This window comes from Jiella flava (assembly GCF_017349315.1).
In the GTDB taxonomy this organism is placed as follows: Bacteria; Pseudomonadota; Alphaproteobacteria; order Rhizobiales; family Rhizobiaceae; genus Jiella; species Jiella flava.
Map to the genome: position 1 here is coordinate 24,914 of NZ_JAFMPP010000013.1, position 21,256 is coordinate 46,169.

Genomic DNA, 21,256 nt, shown 5'->3' on the forward strand with positions numbered 1-21,256 from the left:
CTCACCACCACTTGTCCGGTGTGAAGCGGCCGGCCGCCTTCTCGATGACGGAGCCGAGCGCAAACAGCGTCTCTTCGTCGAAGGGACGGCCGATCAGCTGCAGACCGAGCGGCAGGCCATCGCTGTCGATGCCCGCCGGCACAGCGATCCCCGGCAGACCGGCCATGTTGACGGTGACGGTGAAAACGTCGTTGAGATACATCTTCACCGGATCCGACGCCATGTCCTGATCGGCGATACCGAAGGCGGCCGACGGCGTTGCCGGCGTCAAGAGCGCGTCGATGCCGTCGGCATAGACGGTCTCGAAGTCCCGCTTGATCAGCGTGCGCACCTTCTGCGCCTGCAGATAATAGGCGTCGTAATAGCCGGCCGAGAGCACATAGGTGCCGATCATGATGCGCCGCTTGACCTCGCGGCCGAAGCCTTCGGCACGGGTCTTCTCATACATGTCGACGATATCCTTGCCCGGCACCCGCAGGCCGTAGCGCACGCCATCATAGCGCGCGAGGTTCGACGAGGCCTCGGCCGGCGCGACGATGTAATAGGCCGGCAGAGCGTATTTGGTGTGGGGCAGCGAGACGTCGACGATCTCGGCGCCGGCCTCCTTCAGCCAATCGATACCGGTCTGCCAGAGGGTCTCGATTTCCGCCGGCATGCCGTCCATGCGGTATTCCTTCGGCACGCCGATTTTCAGGCCTTTCACCGAACGGCCGACGGCGGCGGCATAATCGGGCACCGCGCGGTCGACCGACGTCGTGTCCTTCGGATCGACCGAAGCCATCGACGTCAACAGGATCGCTGCATCCCGCACGTCGCGGGCGATCGGGCCGGCCTGGTCGAGCGACGAGGCAAAGGCCACCGTTCCCCAGCGCGAGCAACGGCCATAGGTCGGCTTGATGCCGACCGTGCCGGTCAGCGCCGCCGGCTGGCGGATCGAGCCGCCGGTATCCGTCGCCGTCGCGCCGGCACACAGATGCGCCGCGACCGAGGCCGCCGAGCCGCCGGACGATCCGCCCGGCACGAGATCGGCGTTCGATCCGCGCTTGCGCCAGGGGTTCTTCACCGGCCCGTAATAGGAGGTCTCGTTGGACGAGCCCATGGCGAACTCGTCCATGTTCAGCTTGCCGAGCATCACCGCGCCATCGGCGAAGAGATTGGCCGTCACGGTCGATTCGTAGCTCGGCTTAAAGCCGTCGAGAATGTGGCTGCAGGCCTGGGTGTGGACGCCCTCGGTGGCGAACAGATCCTTGATGCCAAGCGGAATGCCTTCGAGCGGCCCGGCCTCGCCCTTGGCGATCTTCTCGTCCGACGCCTTGGCCATCGCGCGTGCCTTGTCGTCCGTGACCGTCACATAGGCATTGATGAGCGGATTGGCGGTCTCGATCGCCGTGAGATAGGCCTCGGTCAATTCGAGGGCGCTCATCTCCTTGGCATCGAGCTTCGCGCGCGCCTCGGCGATGGTGAGGGAGGTGAGATCGCTCATTTAAACCAGGCTCTTTTCATAAAATCGGCTGTAGTCGGAATCGGGATAGTTAAGGACGGCGCCGCAGACGCGAAAGCCCGCCCCTTCATAGAGCGCCCAGGCCGGCTCGAAGCCCGCTGTTGATCCGGTTTCGAGCACGAGGCGGGCCAGACCGAGCGCCCGCGCCCGCGTCTCGATCGCGGCAAGGATCGCCCGCGCCAAACCCCGACCGCGCACCTGCGGCTCGCTGAACATACGCTTGACTTCGCCGATCGTGCCATCATGCACCTTCAGCGAGCCCATGGCGACCGCCGTGCCGCCGTCGTCGCGGGCGACGAACACTGTCGCGTCGGCGCCGGCCATCTGCTCCACCGTAAGCTGAAACTGGAACTCCGGCGGCGACAGCGGCGCCAGTTGAACGTTCAGCTTGTCGACCATCACGCGGATGTCGTCCTGCAGCGGCGTTTCGGGGGCGATCGATAAGGCCATGGCCTATTCGACCACCTTCGGCACCATGAAGAAGTGGTCTTCGCTCGCCGGAGCGTTGGCGACGATATCATCGGCCTTTTCGCCGTCATTGACGACGTCGGCGCGCTTGCGCATGGCCATCGGAGTGACCGAGGTCATTGGCTCGACGCCGGAGACATCGACTTCGGAAAGCTGCTCGACGAAACCCAAAATGGCGTTCAGCTCGGCTTCCATCGCCGTAACGTCGTCGTCATTGACGGCGATCCGAGCGAGCTTGGCGACGCGGCGCACGGTGGCGGAATCGACGGACATGGCTTCTCCGGCGGAAGGTTTTGATCGTTTCGCGCTGCTATAACGGCGGCACCCCTAGGAGGCAACGGCCTCCCGGGGATGCGAGCCATGCTGAGCGCAAGCGGTGCGGGGATCAACCCGCTTTCCGTCAGACCTCGAACGGCTCGCCAATCGGGGGGATGACGATCTTGCCGGCCTCGTCTTCCATGGCGTCCTTGAACTTGTCGGGGGTCTCGTCGAGAATCGGCAACGTGCCCCAGTGAATCGGAATGATCTTGTCGAAGTTGAAATAGCGTCGGCAGGCGATCGCCGCGACCGCCGCGCCCATGGTCAGCCGATCGCCGACCGGCACCATGGCCACCTTCGGCTGATGCAGTTCCTCAATCAGCGCCATGTCGCCGAAAATGTCGGTGTCGCCCATGTGATAGACGGTGGGGCCGGTCTTGAAGTGAAAGACGAGGCCGTTCGGCATGCCGAGATAGGTGACGGTGCCGTTCTCCTCGACATGGCCGGAGGAATGGAAGGCCTGGGTGAAGGTGACGGAGAAGTCGTCGAAGGTAATGGTGCCACCGGTGTTGCCCGGCTCGATGTTTGCGGCGCCCTGTTTCGACAGCCACTGCACCAGCTCGAAGGCACCGACCACCTTGCAGCCGGATTTGTTGGCGATGTCGACCGCGTCGCCGACATGATCGAAATGGCCGTGGCTGAGCACGATATGGGTCACGCCCTGCGTGGCCGCCTCGACGTCCTTGCCCTTGAAATGCGGGTTGCCGGACAGGAACGGGTCGATGAGAATGACCGACGAACCGATATCGATGCGGAAAGCCGAGTGGCCGAAATAGGTGATCTTCATGGAAAGAGCCTCGTGATGGCTGGAATTTTTCAACCTTCCCCCGGCGTTCAGCCGCGGGACGCAACAATGCCTATTGAGGCTCAAACTGCGCATTCGTCCGCAGCGGTCAAGGCATAATCGTGGCCGTTCTTGCGCTCGAATCGTTCCGCGAGACAGTCCCGCGGACCCGCCCACTGGCCGGGCTTGACCTTGGCACCAAGACCATCGGCGTGGCCCTGTCCGATCGCGGCTGGAGCTTTGCAACGCCCCGCCCGGTCATTCGGCGCAAGAAGTTCACGCCGGACGCGCTGGCGTTGAAAAAAGCGCTCGACGACGAAGCGGTCGGCGGCATCGTCATCGGCCTGCCACTCAACATGGACGGCAGCGAGGGTCCCCGCGCCCAGGCGACGCGCGCCTTCATCCGCAATTATGGACCGCTGGACGATCGGCCGGTGCTGTTTTGGGACGAGCGGCTATCGACGGTCGCAGCGGAGCGGGCGATGATCGCCAACGACGTCTCCCGGGCCAAACGCGCCGACCGGATCGATTCGGCCGCCGCCGCCTTCATCCTGCAAGGGGCGCTGGACCGGCTGGTGCGCGACATGGGCTGACCACCACGTCGCGATCGCCCGCCGCCGGTAAACACCGAGCGTTGCCAGCACAACAGCCGTGTCGAGGGCGAAACCGCCGGCAAGAACGACGGGCAGACGCTCCGGCGCGATCCCGAGGAACTGGCCATAGACCAGGAAAACGGTTTCGTTGAAGTCGCGCGCGAGAAGATCGCCGCCGAAGACCGGGCCAACATCAAGGCGTGAAAGCCAGTACCAGCCGACCGTCGCAACGAGGATCCCTGCCCAGCCGATCAGCAAAAGACGCATCAACGGCTGTCGTCGCTGTGGTCGCCGAAGCGGCGCTCGCGCTCGGCGATGGCCGAGCGATTGGCGTCCTCGATATGACGCATGATCCGGTCGAAGGCGATATCGTCCTCGTCACCGGTATCGGCGATCAGGTGATCGAACAACAAAGCTGCCAGGCCAAGGGCGATGAACAGGGTTGCCAGCGGACCGGCGCCGAACAGCGCGAACGCCGGCGAGCCCGACAGCCCGAGCGCCGCGTAAAAGCCAAAGAGCGCGGCGAAGACGGCTCCGGCGAAGGGCTCGGCATTGCGATCCGGCGCTGTGACCAGATGGCCCACCGCGAGTGCTGCATAGACACAGCCGATCGCCATCGCCGCGAGCATGGCTGCCAGACCCAGCAGCGTGCCGTGCGAGACGCCGAGCGAGATCCATTCCGCCCGGTCGAGCAGGCCGTCAATGGTCGAGCCGAACACCCACGCCGACAACCCCGCCTCATGCAGGCAGCGCGTCGCGCTGACGCCGCAAAAGCCCGCCCAGGCGGACAATGCCAACAGCGATGCGATCCGATTTGTCACGATCCTGCCTCGCCACCATCAAGGTTACCAAATTCTTAATGACAACTGTCCCGCTTTGGCGGGCGCGGCGCAAGTCGTTCCACGCGCTATGCTTAACGGTCACGGCGGCGGCGGCCTTTCGTCGCCTTTCGCTGGGTCAGCGCAGGGGCGGAAACAGATCGTCGACGAGCACCCGGCAGTCATGCCTGAGATCGATCATGCCGTAGGTGTGGCTGAAGACGCCCCCGAGCCGGGTATCGGCAAAGGCGCGCGCGACCGGGCCGAGGCCCTGCCGCACCAGGCTTCCGGCCGCTGCCGCGAGCGCCAGTTGCTCCGTCAGCAGCCGGCACGCGCCCTCGTCCGACGTGACCATGGCACCGGCCGCCCGCAACACGCTGGGGGTGCCGCCGGCCATCTCCCCGAGATCGTGCTCGATCGTCGCGATCACTGTCTCGAAGGCTTCCGGATCACGCTTCAGCACCCGCAACAAGTCGAGGGCGACGACATTGCCGGAGCCCTCCCAGATGGCGTTGACCGGCGCCTCGCGATAGGCCCGCGCCAGCCGTCCGTCCTCGACATAGCCATTGCCGCCGAGGCACTCCATCGCCTCGTAGGTGAAGGCCGGAGCGAGTTTGCACACCCAGTATTTGGTGACCGGCGTCATCACCCGGGCCCAGGCTCGCGCCTCGACGTCGGACGGATCGGCGTCGCGGCGATCAAGGGTTTCGGCAAGGCGAGAAGCAAGCACCGTCGCGCCGGCGTAATCGAGGGCAAGCTCGCCGAGCACCCGAATCATCTGCGGCTGGTCGATCAACAGCTTGCCGAAGACCCTGCGTTCCCGGCAATGATGCACTGCCTCGGCCAGCGCGCCGCGCATCAGGCCCGCAGATGCCAGCGCGCAGTCGACCCGGGTCAGCGTCACCATGTCGAGAAGGGTCGCGATGCCCCGCCCCTCGACCCCGACGAGCATCGCCTCGGCCTCGACGAACTCGACCTCGCTGGAAGCGTTTGAGCGATTGCCGAGCTTGTCCTTGAGGCGCTGGATGAACAGTCCGTTGAGCGAGCCGTCGGCCCGTCGCCGGGGCATCAAAAAACAGCTTGGACCGGCCTCGGTCTCAGCCAGGACCAGAAAGCCGTCGCACATCGGCGCTGACAGGAACCATTTGTGCCCGGTGATGGCATGGCGCCCGTCACCGCGCGGCGTCGCCCGGGTGGTGTTGGCGCGCACATCGGTGCCGCCCTGCTTTTCGGTCATGCCCATGCCGAGGGTCAGCCCGGCCTTGTCCAGCGGCGGCTTGATGCTCGGATCATAGTGCTGCGAGGTGATCAACGGCAGCCACTGGTCTTTCAACTCGGGCGCGGCTGACAGCGCCGCGACGGAGGCGCTGGTCATGGTCAGCGGGCACAGATGACCGCATTCGACGCCCGCCGTCATATAGAAGCGCGCGGCTCTGGCGCGGTGGCGAATGCCGGTTTCCGAATCGGGGCCGGCCCAGATCGAAGCGCTAAGGCCCTCAGCAATCGATCGGCGCATCAGCGCGTGATAGGCCGGATGGAAATCCACCATCTCCAATCGGTGGCCTTTTTCGTCGAAGCGGCGCAGGCTCGGCTCTTCCCGATTGGCGATCCGGGCCAGATCATGGGCCTCGTGCGAGCCGCAGAAGCGGCCGTGGCGGTCGAGCGCAACGATCACGTCCTCTGGGAACTGGGAGGTGAGAAGTTTCAGGAGCGGATCGGACCGATAGGCGTTGAAGCCCGGAAAGTCCGACGACTGATTGAAAACCGCATGGGTGCCGGAATTGTGCGTGGTCATGGCGCCCTCATTTCTGGCGGACAAGGCGCGCACAATTCTTGCCGCGCCCGCTCCGAATCCTTATAGGCGTTGTTTTTGATGACCGCACCCGCTCCCCTCTCCCATGCCGCCCGCCGCCATCTGCTTGGCATTCAGGGCCTGTCGCCCCAAGACATTACCGCGCTTCTCGATCTGGCCGAGGCGGAAGTCGCCGTCAGCCGCCAAACCGAGAAGAAAAAGTCGGTCCTCAAAGGCCGTACCCAGATCAATCTGTTCTTCGAGTCCTCGACGCGAACCCAGGCCTCGTTCGAACTCGCCGGCAAACGCCTGGGCGCCGATGTGATGAACATGTCGGTCGCGAGTTCTTCGGTGAAGAAGGGCGAAACCCTCATCGACACCGCGATGACGCTGAATGCCATGCAGCCGGACATTCTGGTCGTGCGCCATCATTCGGCCGGCGCCGTCGCGCTTTTGGCGCAAAAGGTCGCTTGTTCGGTAGTCAATGCCGGCGATGGCGCTCACGAACACCCGACCCAGGCGCTGCTCGACGCGCTGACGATCCGCCGTCACAAGGGACGCATCGCCCGGTTGGTCGTCGCCATCTGCGGCGACGTCCTGCACAGCCGCGTCGCGCGCTCCAACATCATCCTGCTCAACGCGCTCGGGGCCGAAGTTCGGGTCGTCGCGCCCTCGACGCTGCTGCCAAGCGGCATCGAGCAGATGGGCGTGACGGTGTTCCGCCGCATGGACGAAGGGCTGAAGGGCGCCGATGTCGTGATGATGCTGCGGTTGCAGCGCGAGCGGATGGAAGGCGCGTTCATCCCGTCGGTCCGCGAATATTTCCGCTATTTCGGCCTGGACGCCGCCAAACTCGCCCACGCCAAACCCGATGCGCTGGTGATGCATCCGGGACCGATGAATCGCGGCGTGGAGATCGCGTCCGAAATCGCCGACGGACCGATGAGCGTGATCGAGGAACAGGTGGAAATGGGCGTCGCGGTGCGCATGGCGGTGATCGAAACACTGCTCGACATGGCGGGGGACGACCGATGATTGCCGCCGCAAACCGCCCCTTGGTTATCGAGAAGGCGCGGATCGTCGATCCCTCGCGCGGCCTCGACGCCGTCGGTACCATCGTCATCGAAGACGGCCGGATCATCGCCTCCGGCCCCGACGCCCTCAATCAGGGCCGCCCCGAGGGCGCGGACGTGATCGACGGCACGGGGCTTGCCGCCCTGCCCGGCCTCGTCGACGCCCGCGTCTTCATCGGGGAGCCGGGCGGCGAGCACCGGGAGACCATCGCCTCGGCGTCCGATGCGGCCGCCGCCGGCGGCGTGACCTCGATCCTGACGATGCCGGACACCAATCCGGTGGTCGACGACGTCGCGATTGCCGAATTCGTCATGCGCGCCGCCCGCGACACCGCCTGCGTCAACGTCTTTCCCGCTGCGGCTCTGACCAAGGGCCTGCTCGGCAAGGAGATGACCGAGATCGGCCTGCTCGCGGCTGCCGGCGTCAAGGCCTTCACCGAGGGGCGAAAGACGTTGTCCGACCCGGCGCTGATCCGCCGCATCATGACCTATGCCCGCGACTTCGACGCCGTTGTCATGCACGAGACCCACGATGCCGCGCTCGCCGGACGCGGTGTCATGAACGAGGGCCTGTTCGCTTCCTGGCTCGGCCTGCCGGGCATCCCGGCCGAGGCCGAAATCATTCCTCTGGAGCGCGACCTGCGGCTCGCCGCGCTGACCCGCTGCCGCTATCATGCTGCGAAGATTTCACTTGGCGAGTCGGCCAGCGTCGTCGCCGCCGCCAAACGCAAGGGTCTTGCCGTCACTGCTGGCGTGTCGGTCAACCATCTGTCGTTGAATGAAAACGATATCGGCGAGTATCGCACCTATCTGCGCCTGTCGCCGCCGCTGCGCCGGGAAGAGGACCGGCAGGCAATGGTCGCGGCACTGGCCGACGGCACCATCGACATCATCGTCTCGTCCCACGATCCTCAGGATACCGACGACAAGCGCCGTCCCTTCGCCGAGGCGGAATCCGGAGCGATCGGTCTCGAAACGCTCCTTCCGGCCGCCCTTAGACTTTATCATGTCGGCGACCTGCCGCTACTGCGGATCGTCGAGACGATGACCGCGGCGCCCGCCAAGCTCCTCGGCCTCGATCGCGGCACGCTCCAGCCAGGCGCCCCAGCCGACATCGCGCTGGTCGATCTCGACCGGCCCTTCGTCTTCACCAAGGACGAGATCCGCTCCCGTTCGAAGAATTCCGCCTTCGAAAACGCTCGCTTTGCCGGTCAGGTCTTGCGGACGCTCGTCGCTGGCCGCACAGTCTTCCTGGCGGACGACTGATCCAATCTTGCCAAGGCTGACGCCACGTCCCCGATTGCCCGCCATGCTGGGCTCGATCAGATGAGAGCGGCGAGCGTTGGCGCCATGTCACGACATGTCCGCTACGGGAGGGGAACCCTTTGTTTGACGCCGCGTCGCTGAACATCCTCGCGCTGCTCGCCTGCATCGCCGGTGGCTATCTGTCGGGCACGATCCCGTTCGGATTGCTGCTCGGCTATGTCTTCGGCCTCGGCGACATCCGCAAGATCGGCTCCGGCAATATCGGCGCGACCAACGCGCTGCGCACCGGCAACAAGGCGATGGCCGCCCTGACGCTGCTCGGCGATGTTCTCAAGGGCACGGTCCCGGTGGCGCTGGCGCTTGCCATTCTTGGCCCGGTCTATGCCGCCGTCGCCGGCGTCGCGGCGTTTCTCGGCCATCTGTTTCCGGTCTGGCTGGGCTTTAAGGGCGGCAAGGGGGTCGCGACCTATCTCGGCGTGCTCCTCGGCATCGCCCCGATCGGCGTCGTCGTCTTCGCCATCATCTGGCTGTCGGTCGCCTATCTGACGCGGTTTTCCTCCCTCGCCGCGTTGCTGGCGACGCTGATCGTGCCGATCGCCTATTACGTCCTCGACTATCACACTGCCGCGCTTTTGACGGCGATCCTGACCGTGGTTGTCTATATCCGCCATCACGCCAATATCCGCCGGCTGCTTTCAGGCAGCGAACCGAAGATCGGCGCGAAGACGACATGAGCCGGGCGCGATGAGCCTGCCGGCCGGCCCCCGGCGCGGCGTCGTTCTCACCGACGCCTTGCGGCTGTCGTGGCTGCGTCTCATCCGCAGCGAAAATGTAGGACCGGCGACCTTTCGCGAACTCATCAATCGGTTTGGCTCCGCCGATGCGGCGCTTGCGGCCATCCCCGAACTCGCGGCGCGCGGTGGCCGGTGGATCGGCATCTGCACCGAATCCGCCGCAGAGGAAGAACTCGCCCGCGCCACAAAACTGGGCGCCCGCTTCGTCTGCCTCGGCGAGCCCGACTATCCGCTGCATCTGCGGCCGATCGACTATCCGCCGCCGGTTCTCGCCATCATGGGGTCGGCGGCTTGCCTGCAGCGACCGACGCTCGCCATCGTCGGCGCGCGCAACGCCTCGCTCTCCGGCATCAAGCTGACCCGGATGTTCGCCGTCGGCGTCGGCGAGGCCGGCTACGTCATCATCTCCGGCCTCGCCCGCGGCATCGACGCTGCGGCCCATGAAGCCGCCTTGCCGACCGGAACCGTCGGCGTCTTCGCTGGCGGGCTCGATCGTCCCTATCCGAAAGAAAATCGGCCCCTGATGCGCAAGATCGTTGATGGCGACGGCGCGCTGGTGTCGGAAATGCCGTTCGGCTGGACACCGCGGGCGGTCGACTTTCCGCGCCGCAATCGCCTGGTCGCCGGACTCAGCCTCGGTCTCTTGGTGGTCGAGGCGGCGCAGCGCTCAGGCTCGTTGATCAGCGCGCGTCTGGCCGGCGAACTCGGGCGTGTGGTGCTCGCCGTTCCGGGCTCGCCCCTCGACCCGCGGGCGGCCGGCACCAATCGGCTGATCCGCGACGGCGCGGTGCTGGCTTGCCAGCCGGCGGATGTGATCGAAGCCCTTGCTCCCCTTACGGGCGCGGCCCGCAATCGCGACGATGGCGACATGCTGTTCGACGAAGCGGATGAGGAACGGCTGCAGGACGAGCCGTCGGACGACGAGCGCGCCCGCATCATCGAGGCGCTCGGTCCGGTGCCCGCCGCGCTGGAGGATCTCGTCGCCCATACCGGGGCGAGTCCCGCCGCGATCCAACTCGTGCTTCTGGAACTCGACCTCGCCGGCCGACTCGAACGCCACCTCGGCGGTCTCGTTTCAGTGCTCCTGTGACACCCCAGGAGACTCGTTGGCGACGGTGAAATGCCGCGACAGACGCACCAGTTGTGACACCCCAGGAGACTCGTTGGCGACGGTCAAATGTCGCGACAGACGCACCAGTCGGCTGTCGACCTCTACTTTCGCCATGTCGAGAAAATAATAGAGGATGTCGTTCTGAGGAACGCCAGATACTATCTTTAGTTGTTCCAACATTTCGCCAACATATTCCAAATTCTCGCGCAATTGCCAATTTGTTGCGGACATTCGGCGCTATCCCTTGCGTTTTAGGGATTGAACTCGCTGCCGATCGCAGCGGGCCGATCGCATTAGAACGGGAGGATTATAATATAATACGTCGCAGAGTTGCAACAAAATGATTGCGTGTTCAGCTTCGGACTTGACCGTTTCCGCCGAACCCTCCATCTGACGCTTGCCTTGGGCCCCATTCTGTCGGAGATGACGGTTACCCGCCCCTTCTGCCAAGCCATTTTGCGAACAGGACAATTATGGACGTGGTCATCGTCGAATCGCCGGCTAAAGCGAAGACGATCAACAAATATCTCGGTGGCGACTACAAAGTCATTGCGTCATACGGCCATGTCCGCGACCTGCCGCCGAAGGACGGATCCGTGCGCCCCGACGCTGATTTCGAAATGAGCTGGGAGGTCGGCAAGCCCTCTCAGAAGCGGCTCAACGAAATCGCCCAGGCCGTGAAGTCCGCGGACGGCCTCGTCCTTGCGACCGACCCCGATCGCGAGGGAGAGGCGATTTCCTGGCACGTGCTCGAAGTGCTCCGGCAGAAGAAGGCGATCGGCAAAAAGCCCGTCAGCCGCGTGGTGTTCAACGCGATCACCAAAAAGGCCGTGCTCGACGCCATGGCCAATCCGCGCCAGATCGACGAGCCGCTGGTCGACGCCTATCTCGCCCGCCGCGCGCTCGATTATCTCGTCGGCTTCACGCTCTCGCCGGTGTTGTGGCGCAAACTGCCCGGCGCCCGCTCGGCCGGCCGGGTGCAGTCGGTGGCGCTGCGCCTCGTCTGCGACCGCGAGTCGGAGATCGAGCGCTTTAAACCTGAGGAATACTGGTCGATCATCGCGCACCTCGCGACGATTCGTGGCGAGACTTTCGACGCCCGCCTGACCGCGTTTGATGGCGAAAAGATCCAGCGGCTGACGATCGGCAACGGCGATGTCGCCGGCACCATCAAGCGCATGCTCGACAGCGCGAGCTTTGCCATCGACAGCGTCGAAGCCAAACCCACCCGGCGCAATCCCGGCCCGCCGTTCACCACCTCGACCCTGCAGCAGGCAGCCTCGGCCAAGCTCGGCTTCTCGGCCTCGCGCACCATGCAGGTCGCGCAGCGCCTCTATGAAGGCATCGAGCTCGGCGGTGAAACGGTCGGCCTCATCACTTATATGCGAACCGACGGCGTGCAGATGGCGCCGGAAGCGATCGACGGCGCCCGCAAGGCGATCGGCTCAAGCTTCGGCGCCCGCTACGTGCCGGATAAGCCGCGTTTTTATTCCACCAAGGCGAAGAACGCCCAGGAGGCCCACGAGGCGATCCGCCCGACTGACTTTACCCGCGCCCCTCAGGATGTGAAGCGGTTCCTCGATCCCGATCAGTTCCGCCTTTATGATCTCGTCTGGAAGCGCGGTATCGCCAGCCAGATGGCCCCGGCGGAGATCGAGCGCACCACGGTCGAGATCGACGCCAAGGGCGACGGCAAGACCGCCAAGCTCCGGGCGAGCGGCCAGGTGATTAAATTCGACGGCTTCCTGGCCGCCTATATCGATCACCGGGACGATTCAAAATCGGAGTCCGACGACGACGGCGATGACGCCCGGCTGCCGGAAATGGCCGCCAAGGAGAGCGTCGAGCGGCGCGGCATCGATGCCGATCAGCATTTCACCGAGCCGCCGCCGCGCTATTCCGAGGCCTCGCTCATCAAGAAGATGGAAGAGCTCGGCATTGGCCGCCCGTCGACCTATGCCGCGACACTGCAGACGCTGCAAGATCGCGAATATATCGTCGTCGACAAAAAGAAGCTTCTGCCCGAAGCGAAGGGCCGGCTGGTCACCGCTTTCCTGCACAACTTCTTCGAACGCTATGTCGAATACGACTTCACCGCCGATCTCGAAGAAAAGCTCGATCAGATCTCGGCGGGCGAGCTCTCGTGGAAAGAGGTGCTGCGCGCCTTCTGGGACGACTTCTCGACCCATGTCGAGGGAACCAAGGAATTGCGCGTCTCCGACGTGCTCGACGCGCTCAACGAGGAGCTGGCGCCACTCGTCTTCCCGCCGCGCGAGGACGGCAGCGAGCCCCGCGCCTGCCCGCGCTGCGGCGACGGCAAGTTGTCGCTGAAGCTCGGCAAGTTCGGCGCCTTCGTCGGCTGCTCGAATTATCCGGAGTGCGGCTACACCCGGCAGCTCGGCACCAGCTTCTCGGCCGACGCCGCCGATGGGGAGACCGCCGACGGGCCGAAGGATCTCGGCACCGATCCGGAGACCGGCGAACCGGTCACCCTCCGGTCGGGCCGCTTCGGGCCTTACGTGCAGCGCGGCGAGGGCAAGGAGGCCAAGCGCTCGTCCCTGCCGAAGGGCTGGCAGGTCATCGACATCGATCTCGACAAGGCGTTGCAGCTGCTGTCGCTGCCGCGCGACGTCGGCATCCATCCCGAAAGCGGCAAGCCGATCCTCGCCGGCCTCGGGCGCTACGGCCCGTTCCTGCAGCATGATGGCATGTACGCCAATCTCGAAACCATCGAGGATGTGTTCGAGGTCGGCCTCAACCGCGCCGTAACGGTGATTGCCGAGAAAAAAGAAAAGGGTGCGCGGGGCCGAGCCAAGCCGGCCGCCATCGCGACACTTGGCGAGCACCCGACGCTTGGCGGCGAAATCACCGTGCGCGACGGCCGCTTCGGGCCCTATGTCAACACCGGCAAGATCAACGCCACCCTGCCGAAGAGCAAGGATCCGGCATCGGTCACCCTCGAAGAAGCGATCCAGCTTTTGACCGAACGGGCCGAAAAGACCGGGGCCAAGGGCGCTGGCACCAAGAAAAAGGCCGCCGCAAAGACAACGACGACCAAGAAGGCCGCTGCCAAGAAGAATGGCGCCGGTGGCGAAGCCAAGCCCGCCAAAGCCAAGGCGGCCGACAAGACCAAAAGTGCCGCGAGCAAGAAAGCCACCGCCAAGGGGACGGCTGCTGCCAGCGACAGCGTCCCCTGGGATGCGGATTGACGGGTATGGCGCGACGCACGGCCGGACAGAACGAGACGCCCGCCCTCACCCGTGAAGCCGTGCTGCGCTTCATCGCCGACCATCCCGGCCGTGCCTCGAAACGCGAAATCGCCAAGGCTTTCGGCGTGAAGGGCGACGACCGTATCGCGCTGAAAATGCTGCTCGCCGAGCTGCAGTCCGAGGACGTCATCTCCGGCGACCGTCGCCGCTTCAAGACGCCTGGCGCGCTGCCACCGGTCGGCGTCTTCGAAATCCGCCGGCGCGACGCGGAAGGTGCGCTGCTCGGCGAGCCGGTCACCTGGGACCGGTCGGAGGATGGTGAGCCGCCGCGCATTCCGATCCGCATCGATCGCAACAAGGGCGCCGCGCCCGGCGTCGGCGAACGCGTTCTCGCCCGCCTGGTCGATGATGGCGAGGGTGGCGAGCGCCATCTGAAAATCATCCGCGTCCTCGAAAAGCGCCGCACCCTCTCGCTCGGCGTCTTTCGCGCGACGCCAGGTGGTGGCGGCCGGGTCGAGCCGGTCGAACGCAAGCAGCTCGAATATCTGATCTTGTCCGGCGACACGAAAGAGGCCCGCGACGGCGATCTCGTCGAGATCGAAGCCGGCCCGCGGCGGCGGATCGGCTTGCCGGTGGCGAGTATCGTCGAAGTGGTCGGCTCAGTGAATTCCGAGCGCGCGATCTCCTCGATCGCGTTGCATGTCCACGGCATCCCGCATGTCTTCCCAAAAGCCGTGCTCGACGCAGCGGAGGCCGCCGGCCCCGCCGGGATGAAGGACCGGGAGGATTGGCGCCATCTGCCCCTCGTCACCATCGACCCGGTCGACGCCAAGGATCACGACGACGCGGTTCACGCCGCGCCGGACGAAGATCCGCAAAATCCCGGCGGCTTCGTCGTTACCGTCGCGATCGCCGACGTCTCCTGGTATGTGCGACCCGCCTCGAAGCTCGATAACGAGGCACGGCTCAGGGGCAATTCGGTCTATTTCCCCGACCGCGTCGTCCCGATGCTGCCGGAGCGCATCTCCAACGATCTGTGCTCGCTGCGCGAAGGTCAGGATCGCCCGGCGCTCGCCGTGCGGCTCGTCTTCGACGCCTCAGGCGACAAGCGCCGGCACACCTTTCACCGGGTGATGATCCGCAGCCGTGCCAAGCTCGCCTATGAGCAGGCGCAGGCGGCGATCGCTGGTGACGGCGGGGCAGAGGTCTCGACTGAGATCTTTGAAACCGTATTGAAGCCGCTCTGGGAGGCGTTCCGCCTGGTGCGCGCCGCGCGCGAGCGCCGCCAGCCGCTCGAACTCGATCTGCCTGAGCGTAAGCTGAAGCTCGACGCCGCCGGCCGGGTCGAGAAGGTCGTGGTGCCGATGCGGCTCGACGCCCACAAGCTGATCGAAGAATTCATGATCCTCGCCAATGTGGCGGCGGCCGAAAGCCTCGAGACCAAGCGCCAACAGCTGATCTACCGGGCTCATGACGCGCCATCGCTGTCAAAGCTCGAAGGCTTGCGCGAATTTCTGAAGACGCTGGAAATTCCGCTCGCCAAGGCCGGCGCGCTGCGGCCGGCGCATTTCAACCAGATCCTTGCCCGTGTGAGGGGCGGCGACAACGAAGACCTCGTCAACGAAGTCGTCCTGCGTTCCCAGTCCCAGGCGGTCTATACGCCCGACAATATCGGCCATTTCGGCCTCAACCTGCCGCGCTATGCCCATTTCACCTCGCCGATCCGCCGTTATGCCGATCTCATCGTTCACCGGGCGCTGGTGACCGCGCTGTCGCTCGGCGAAGGCGGCCTCAGCCGCGAGGACGAAGACTTGCTCGCCCAGACCGCCGAGGAAATCTCGCGGGCCGAGCGCCGGGCGATGGCGGCCGAACGCGACACCGTCGATCGGCTGATCGCCCACCATCTGGCCGAGCGTGTCGGCGAGAGCTTCGACGGACGGATCGCCGGCGTCACCAAGGCTGGCCTGTTTGTCCAGCTGCCGACCTATGGGGCCGACGGTTTCGTGCCGATCGCGACGCTGGGCAATGAATATTTCCACTATGACGAAGCCAGTCACAGCCTTGTCGGCGACCGCTCCGGCCATGGCTATCGGCTGGGGGATCCGGTAGACATTCGTCTCATTGAGGCGTTGCCTCTGGCCGGCTCCCTACAGTTCGAGATGCTGTCGGAGCCGCGCAAGCTGCCGCGGTCGACCGCCTCTTTTCACAAGACGGCGCGGCGGGGCCGCAGCCAGGGCCGCGATCGCAACGTCGCTTCGAAGGTGAAGAAACGTCGATGAGCGAGGATCAGCACAGCGTGCCGTCTGCCCCGGCAAATTGGCGTCAAGTGAACTTGGAACGGCCGCTCGCTCCGTCGCTTTGGCGCGGCTTCAAGGGCCGCTGCCCACGCTGTGGCGAGGGTCGGCTGTTCAAGGGTTTCTTGAAGTCGGTCGAGCGCTGCGAAAATTGCGGCCTCGACGTCCACCACCACCGCGCCGACGACCTGCCACCCTATCTCACAATCTTCATCGTCGGCCACCTCGTCGTCGCCGGCTTCCTGGCATTGGACGAGTCGGTCGAGCTGTCCATGTGGCAGCAACTGGCGATCTGGGTGCCGGTGACGCTGGTGCTGAGCCTCGGATTGCTGCAACCCTTGAAGGGCGCGACCATCGGCCTGCAATGGGCGCTGAGGATGGGCGGGTTTTCCGATCACGGCGCCCCCGAGGAGACGATCGGGTGAGCGATGACGAGCCGCTTGCGGCGCTGGAGGCGGAACGTCGAGCCGTGACCGCCCGCGGTGTCGGCGCCGGCGGCTCTGCCACCGTCAACGACGCTGCGACCGTCGTCATCGTCGATCGCAGCGGCAGCGAGCCGCGGATCCTGATGGGGCTGCGCGGCCGCGCCCACGTCTTCATGGCCAATCGCTTCGTCTTCCCCGGTGGACGGGTGGACGAGGCCGATCGGCACTTGGCCGCAACTGTATCGCTCCCAGGCCCTGTGAGCGAGCGACTCCTGGCCGACGTCGCGCCCGGCTTCGGCCCGCAGGAAGCGGCCGCCCTGACGCTAGCGGCAGTGCGTGAGACATTCGAGGAAACCGGCTTGGTGATCGGCGACGCGGCGGCTGATCGATGCCCCCTTCCCGACGCCTTCGCGGCCTTCGCGGAGGCCGGCCTCGGCCCCGCCGTCGCGCCTTTGGTGCCGGTCGCCAGAGCCATCACCCCCGAGGGCGCCCCGCGCCGCTTCGACACCCGCTTTTTCGCGCTCGACGCCGAACGCTTTGCCCCTGTCCCCGAAGTCTTCGCGCCCCCGACCGATGAGTTCGAGACCATCATCTGGGTGTCGACCTCGGCGCTTGATGATTTTTCGCTGGCACCGATCACCCGCACGGTGCTCGACGACGTGCTGGCGCGGATCGCCGACGGCTCCTGGCTCGACCCACGCCGCAAGATGCCCTTCTATCGCGTCATCGAAGGACGATTCGCGAGAAGCCTGATCTGATGCGGGATTTATCGTCCACCGATCGGCGTTGGTGCTGCCGCCAACCTGTCGTGATTGTCTGCCAAACACCCGTTTCACGATCGGGGGCCACGCCCGGCGCACCGATTCGAATGCCAGTTCGAGGATAGGATTTTGGATCGATCGACCGCGGACGACATCGTCGCCGAAGCCGAGGCCGAACTTCAATCCGTCGATTGGCTGTCGGCTGCCGCCGCCATCGCCTCGATCAGCGCCGTCGGTATCGCGCTGGGCCTCGGTCTGCCGCTGCTCAGCGTTATCCTGGAACGACGCGGCATTTCCGCCTCGATGATCGGCGCCAACACGGCCGTCGCCGGCGTCGCGTCATTGGTCGCGGCGCCCCTCGTCACGCCCATCGCGCAGCGGCTTGGGGTGCGGCTGTCGATGCTTCTGGCGATTCTAGTCGCCGGGCTCTCGGCGATCGGATTCTATCTTTTCCAACCATTCTGGACATGGTTTCCGCTGCGGCTGAGCTTCCACTTCTCGATCACCGCGCTGTTCGTGTTGTCGGAATTTTGGATCAACGCCGCCGCTCCCCCCGGCAAACGCGGCCTTGTTCTCGGCATCTACGCCACCGTCCTGTCGCTCGGATTCGCCTTCGGTCCGTGGATCTTCTCGCAGGTCGGCTCGGACGGCTTTGTGCCCTTCGGCATCGGCGCCGGCGTCATCTTCGCGTCAGCCATTCCGCTGTTTCTAGCCTGGGACCGCCAGCCGGCCATCGCCAGGGATCGCCGCAAAGGCTCGTTCTGGCGTTATGTCTATATCGTCCCCGCCGCCACCGGCGCCGTCTTGATCTTCGGCGCGGTGGAATCCGGCGGCTTCGCGCTCTTCCCGGTCTTCGGGGAGCGGGTGGGGTTCACCGAAGCCGGCGCCGCGCAGCTTCTCACGGCCGTCGGCATCGGCAACGTTTTGATGCAGATCCCGATCGGATTGCTGTCCGATCATGTCCGTGACCGCCGGATCCTGCTCTCGATCTGCGCCGGCGTCGGCCTCATCGGCACCTTGTGCCTGCCGATCTTTGCCTCGGATTGGTGGCTGATGGCTTGCGTCCTGTTCCTCTGGGGCGGCGTCGTGGCGGGGCTCTATACCGTAGGCCTGGCCCATCTCGGCTCGCGCCTGCCCGCTTCCGATCTCGCCGACGCCAACGCCGCCTTCATCTTCTGCTATTCGGCAGGCATGCTGATCGGGCCGCAATTGATCGGCACGGCAATGGACCTCTTCGGATCGGACGGCTTTGCCTGGTCGCTCGCTTCGTTCTTCGCAGTCTATCTGTCGCTCGTCCTGACGCGCCTTGTCGTCGATCGCGGCACCTAAAGCCCGGTATCGGCTCTTCCAGACGGTGCGCCGATCATCTCTTGACAGATTGGCAGGCGTGGCTATTGTCCGACGCAGATTTTGCCGGCGTAGAGCGACGGGTGTATTCCTATGCTCTCACCGCACGCTTTTGAGGCGTCGACCGGCATCGTTTCCATCGGCGCAGGCCAGCGGTCGATTGCGGGAGGATTGTCCGACCGGGATCGTTCCTGCGTAGCATCATTCGAGGAAGACCATGGCCAAGGCGACCACCATCAAGATCAAGCTTCTCTCCACCGCCGATACCGGCTTCTTCTATGTCACGCGCAAGAATTCGCGCACCATGACCGACAAGATGACCAAGACGAAGTACGATCCGATCGCGCGCAAGCACGTCGAGTTCCGCGAGACGAAGATCAAGTAAGCTCCGCACGGCGCCAACGCGCCGGCACAGCGCTTTCGCATTCATGAAGCGGCTGCGGCAGAGGCAATCCTCGCCGCGGCCGTTTTGCGTTCCCCGGCGCCGATCGGCTTGCGGACGAAGGCGCGGCGTCCGACACCGGGTGATGCCGAGTGAAAATCCGCAGAGGGTCAGAATGGACCTTGAAAGCGCATCGCCCGCTCAACGGCGGGGCTGCGGCTGGACCTTGGTCAGCGCCTGTTCGAAGGCCGTATCCGGCACGAAAAAATCGGCCATCGGCTGGCCGTTATCCGGCCCGTATGGGGAGAAATCGGTCACGCCCTCGTCCATCAGCACCAGCTCGTCGATCAGGAAGCGGCCGGTATAGTCGCGCGACGGCTTGGTCAGGATCGCATGGGCGGCATCGGCGACGATGTCCGCCGACCGGCTGATCGCCGCCAGTGGCGCCCCACCCAGCACGTTGCGCACCGCCGCCGTGTCGATGACGGTGAGCGGCCACAGCGAATTCACCGCGATGCCGTCGCTCTTGAGTTCTTCGGCGAGACCGAGCGTCACCATCGACATGCCGAATTTCGCCATCGAATAGGCGATGTGACCGGCAAACCATTTCGCCTGCATGTCGAGCGGCGGCGAGAGCGTCAGGATATGCGGATTCGCGGCCTTCGTCAGATGCGGAATGCAGCATTTCGAGACGAGAAAGGTGCCCCGCGCGTTGACGCCGTTCATCAGGTCGTAGCGCTTCATCTCCGTCGACAGCGTATCGGTGAGCTGGATCGCCGAGGCATTGTTGACGCAGATGTCGATCCCGCCGAAGCGCGCGACCGCCTTGGCGACCGCTGCCTCGACCTGCGCCTCCTCGCGAATGTCGCAGAACACGGCGAGGCCTTGGCCGCCGGCTTTCTCGATCGCCTCAACGGCGGTATGGATCGTCCCCAGCAGCTTCGGGTGCGGCTGATCGGTCTTCGCCGCGACGACGACATTGGCACCGTCGGCCGCCGCGCGCAGCGCGATCGCCAGGCCGATGCCGCGCGAGCCGCCGGACATGAAGATGGTCTTGCCTTTGAGCGTCGCCACCATGATCGGATATCCTCCTATTGACGTATACGTCAAAGTGGCGCGTTGCGCGGATCGGCGCAAGAGGACCGGTCGCCATCGCCTGCCGATCACTCCGCTCTAACTGGCGTGGCACGACAGAAAAACGATCCGGGAATGCTCGCAATGGCCGGCCAATCCATCGATCACGCCTTTACCGCCACCGACGATCGCAGCGCCGCGGCGGATCCGACCTATGCCGGCGCCCTCTCCTTCATGCGGCGGAAATATACGAAGGATGTCGCCGGCAGCGACGTGACCGTTTGGGGCGTGCCCTTCGATAGCGCTGTGTCGAACCGCCCCGGTACGCGCTTCGGGCCACAGGCGCTGCGCCGCGCCTCGGCGATCTTCGACAACGATCCGCAATATCCGTTCGCGCGCGATCTGTTCGAAGCCTTATCCGTCATCGACTATGGCGACTGCCTCATTGACTACCGGTGGCCGGAGCGCGCGCACGCCATCATTCGCGACGAGGCCGCACAAATTCTTGCAAAAACCGGCTTCCTCCTCACCCTCGGCGGCGACCACTCGATCACCTATCCCCTGCTGCAGGCCCATGCGGCCCGTCACGGTAAATTGTCGCTGGTCCAGTTCGACGCCCATCAAGATACATGGCCGCTCGCCACGGACGATGCCGGCGCGCTGCGGGTCGATCACGGCTCCTTCGTCAAGGCCGCGGTGCAGGATCAGCTGATCGACCCGGCGACGTCGATTCAAATCGGCATTCGAACCCATGCGCCGGAAACCTGCGGCATCGACATTGTCGGCGGCGCGGAGCTTGAGGAGATGACCAGCGCCGCGATCTCCGCCAAGATCTATGAGCGCACTGGCGGCACCAAGGTCTATCTCAGCTTCGACATCGATTGCCTCGACGCGGCCGTCGCACCCGGCACCGGCACCCCCGTCGCCGGTGGGCCGTCGAGCGCCAAGATTCTGGCCGTGCTGCGGCATCTCAAAAATCTTCAGATCGTCGGCGCGGACGTCGTCGAGGTCTCGCCACCTTTTGATCACGCCGATATCACCGCCATCGCCGGTTCGACCGTCGCGATGTATCTGATCGGTCTTCGCGCCGAGAAGGCGGCCGGCTAAAGACATTCCAGCAAAAGCGGAAACCGATTTTGCGTCCCAAATGGCTCTAACATACGAACCCAGAGCGTTTTCACGCTTCCATCAATGACGAAGCGCTCCAACCCCAGCTCGCCTTGATGGCGCGAGAATGTGACGATCG

At 65.0% G+C, this 21,256-nt stretch carries 20 protein-coding genes and 1 pseudogene; 12 read left to right on the forward strand and 9 right to left on the reverse strand.

Going from position 1 to position 21,256, the window contains the following annotated elements:
- Position 1: 1 nt before the first annotated feature.
- The 4 genes from gatA to J1C48_RS14270 all read right to left on the reverse strand — a co-directional run bounded on the left by gatA (position 2) and on the right by J1C48_RS14270 (position 3,074).
- Positions 2-1,483 (reverse strand): Asp-tRNA(Asn)/Glu-tRNA(Gln) amidotransferase subunit GatA, encoded by a 1,482-nt coding sequence (gatA, locus tag J1C48_RS14255; protein WP_207258659.1) that lies wholly within the window; start codon positions 1,481-1,483, stop codon positions 2-4.
- A complete protein-coding gene (locus J1C48_RS14260; RefSeq protein WP_207258660.1) occupies positions 1,484-1,951 on the reverse strand; it encodes a GNAT family N-acetyltransferase in 468 nt (155 codons plus the stop codon).
- Between the two features lie 3 nt (positions 1,952-1,954).
- On the reverse strand, positions 1,955-2,242 hold the full coding sequence (gene gatC, locus J1C48_RS14265; protein ID WP_207258661.1) for an Asp-tRNA(Asn)/Glu-tRNA(Gln) amidotransferase subunit GatC: 288 nt from the start codon (positions 2,240-2,242) through the stop codon (positions 1,955-1,957).
- 127 nt (positions 2,243-2,369) lie between these two features.
- Complete coding sequence (locus J1C48_RS14270) at positions 2,370-3,074, reverse strand: metal-dependent hydrolase (protein WP_207258662.1); 705 nt, start codon at positions 3,072-3,074, stop codon at positions 2,370-2,372.
- A gap of 119 nt (positions 3,075-3,193) precedes the next feature.
- Here J1C48_RS14270 and ruvX point away from each other — a divergent pair, with 119 nt between their 5' ends.
- Entirely contained in the window at positions 3,194-3,664 is a 471-nt protein-coding gene (gene ruvX / locus J1C48_RS14275) for a Holliday junction resolvase RuvX (RefSeq protein ID WP_207258663.1), read from the forward strand.
- Between the two features lie 15 nt (positions 3,665-3,679).
- Here ruvX and J1C48_RS19290 read toward each other — a convergent pair.
- The 3 genes and pseudogenes from J1C48_RS19290 to J1C48_RS14285 form a co-directional block, all read right to left on the reverse strand.
- Positions 3,680-3,931 (reverse strand): annotated as a pseudogene (locus J1C48_RS19290) (DUF6105 family protein); the annotation flags it as partial.
- Positions 3,931-4,485: a hypothetical protein gene (locus J1C48_RS14280; RefSeq protein WP_207258664.1), complete on the reverse strand. Its 555-nt coding sequence runs from the start codon at positions 4,483-4,485 to the stop codon at positions 3,931-3,933. The pseudogene J1C48_RS19290 and the gene J1C48_RS14280, both read right to left, overlap by 1 nt.
- 136 nt (positions 4,486-4,621) lie before the next feature.
- Positions 4,622-6,277, reverse strand: a complete 1,656-nt coding sequence (locus J1C48_RS14285; RefSeq protein ID WP_207258665.1) for an acyl-CoA dehydrogenase family protein — start codon at positions 6,275-6,277, stop codon at positions 4,622-4,624.
- Between the two features lie 78 nt (positions 6,278-6,355).
- On the opposite strand from J1C48_RS14285, the gene J1C48_RS14290 reads away from it, so the two are divergent.
- The 4 genes from J1C48_RS14290 (at position 6,356) to dprA (ending at position 10,497) form a co-directional block, all read left to right on the forward strand.
- A complete protein-coding gene (locus J1C48_RS14290) occupies positions 6,356-7,309 on the forward strand; it encodes an aspartate carbamoyltransferase catalytic subunit (RefSeq protein WP_207258666.1) in 954 nt (317 codons plus the stop codon).
- On the forward strand, positions 7,306-8,613 hold the full coding sequence (locus tag J1C48_RS14295; protein WP_207258667.1) for a dihydroorotase: 1,308 nt from the start codon (positions 7,306-7,308) through the stop codon (positions 8,611-8,613). The genes J1C48_RS14290 and J1C48_RS14295 overlap by 4 nt, the downstream gene beginning before the upstream one ends.
- Positions 8,614-8,732: 119 nt before the next feature.
- A complete protein-coding gene (gene plsY / locus J1C48_RS14300) occupies positions 8,733-9,347 on the forward strand; it encodes a glycerol-3-phosphate 1-O-acyltransferase PlsY (protein WP_207258668.1) in 615 nt (204 codons plus the stop codon).
- Between the two features lie 10 nt (positions 9,348-9,357).
- Positions 9,358-10,497, forward strand: coding sequence for a DNA-processing protein DprA (gene dprA / locus J1C48_RS14305; RefSeq protein WP_207258669.1), 1,140 nt, complete (start codon positions 9,358-9,360; stop codon positions 10,495-10,497).
- Here dprA and J1C48_RS14310 read toward each other — a convergent pair.
- On the reverse strand, positions 10,483-10,749 hold the full coding sequence (locus J1C48_RS14310; protein WP_207258670.1) for a hypothetical protein: 267 nt from the start codon (positions 10,747-10,749) through the stop codon (positions 10,483-10,485). The two genes, dprA and J1C48_RS14310, sit on opposite strands and share 15 nt — an antisense overlap.
- A 242-nt stretch (positions 10,750-10,991) precedes the next feature.
- Here J1C48_RS14310 and topA point away from each other — a divergent pair, with 242 nt between their 5' ends.
- From topA to rpmG, 6 genes are all read left to right on the forward strand, one after another.
- On the forward strand, positions 10,992-13,727 hold the full coding sequence (gene topA, locus J1C48_RS14315; RefSeq protein WP_207258671.1) for a type I DNA topoisomerase: 2,736 nt from the start codon (positions 10,992-10,994) through the stop codon (positions 13,725-13,727).
- A gap of 5 nt (positions 13,728-13,732) precedes the next feature.
- Positions 13,733-16,006 carry a ribonuclease R gene (gene rnr / locus J1C48_RS14320; protein ID WP_207258672.1) on the forward strand — a complete coding sequence of 758 codons (2,274 nt, stop codon included), beginning with the start codon at positions 13,733-13,735 and terminating at the stop codon, positions 16,004-16,006.
- Entirely contained in the window at positions 16,003-16,446 is a 444-nt protein-coding gene (locus J1C48_RS14325) for a DUF983 domain-containing protein (RefSeq protein WP_207258673.1), read from the forward strand. Before rnr ends, J1C48_RS14325 begins: the two co-directional genes overlap by 4 nt.
- Positions 16,443-17,204: an NUDIX hydrolase gene (locus tag J1C48_RS14330; protein ID WP_207258674.1), complete on the forward strand. Its 762-nt coding sequence runs from the start codon at positions 16,443-16,445 to the stop codon at positions 17,202-17,204. The genes J1C48_RS14325 and J1C48_RS14330 overlap by 4 nt, the downstream gene beginning before the upstream one ends.
- A 132-nt stretch (positions 17,205-17,336) precedes the next feature.
- The gene (locus tag J1C48_RS14335) at positions 17,337-18,536 is read left to right on the forward strand and encodes an MFS transporter (protein ID WP_207258675.1); all 1,200 of its coding nucleotides are present in this window, start codon (positions 17,337-17,339) and stop codon (positions 18,534-18,536) included.
- 235 nt (positions 18,537-18,771) lie between these two features.
- Positions 18,772-18,939 (forward strand): 50S ribosomal protein L33, encoded by a 168-nt coding sequence (rpmG, locus tag J1C48_RS14340; protein ID WP_134760137.1) that lies wholly within the window; start codon positions 18,772-18,774, stop codon positions 18,937-18,939.
- 198 nt (positions 18,940-19,137) lie between these two features.
- Here the strand turns inward: rpmG and J1C48_RS14345 are convergent, their stop codons facing one another.
- Positions 19,138-20,013, reverse strand: coding sequence for an SDR family oxidoreductase (locus J1C48_RS14345; protein WP_207258676.1), 876 nt, complete (start codon positions 20,011-20,013; stop codon positions 19,138-19,140).
- Positions 20,014-20,154: 141 nt separating this feature from the next.
- Here J1C48_RS14345 and speB point away from each other — a divergent pair, with 141 nt between their 5' ends.
- Entirely contained in the window at positions 20,155-21,117 is a 963-nt protein-coding gene (gene speB / locus J1C48_RS14350) for an agmatinase (protein WP_207258766.1), read from the forward strand.
- Positions 21,118-21,256 lie beyond the last annotated feature (139 nt).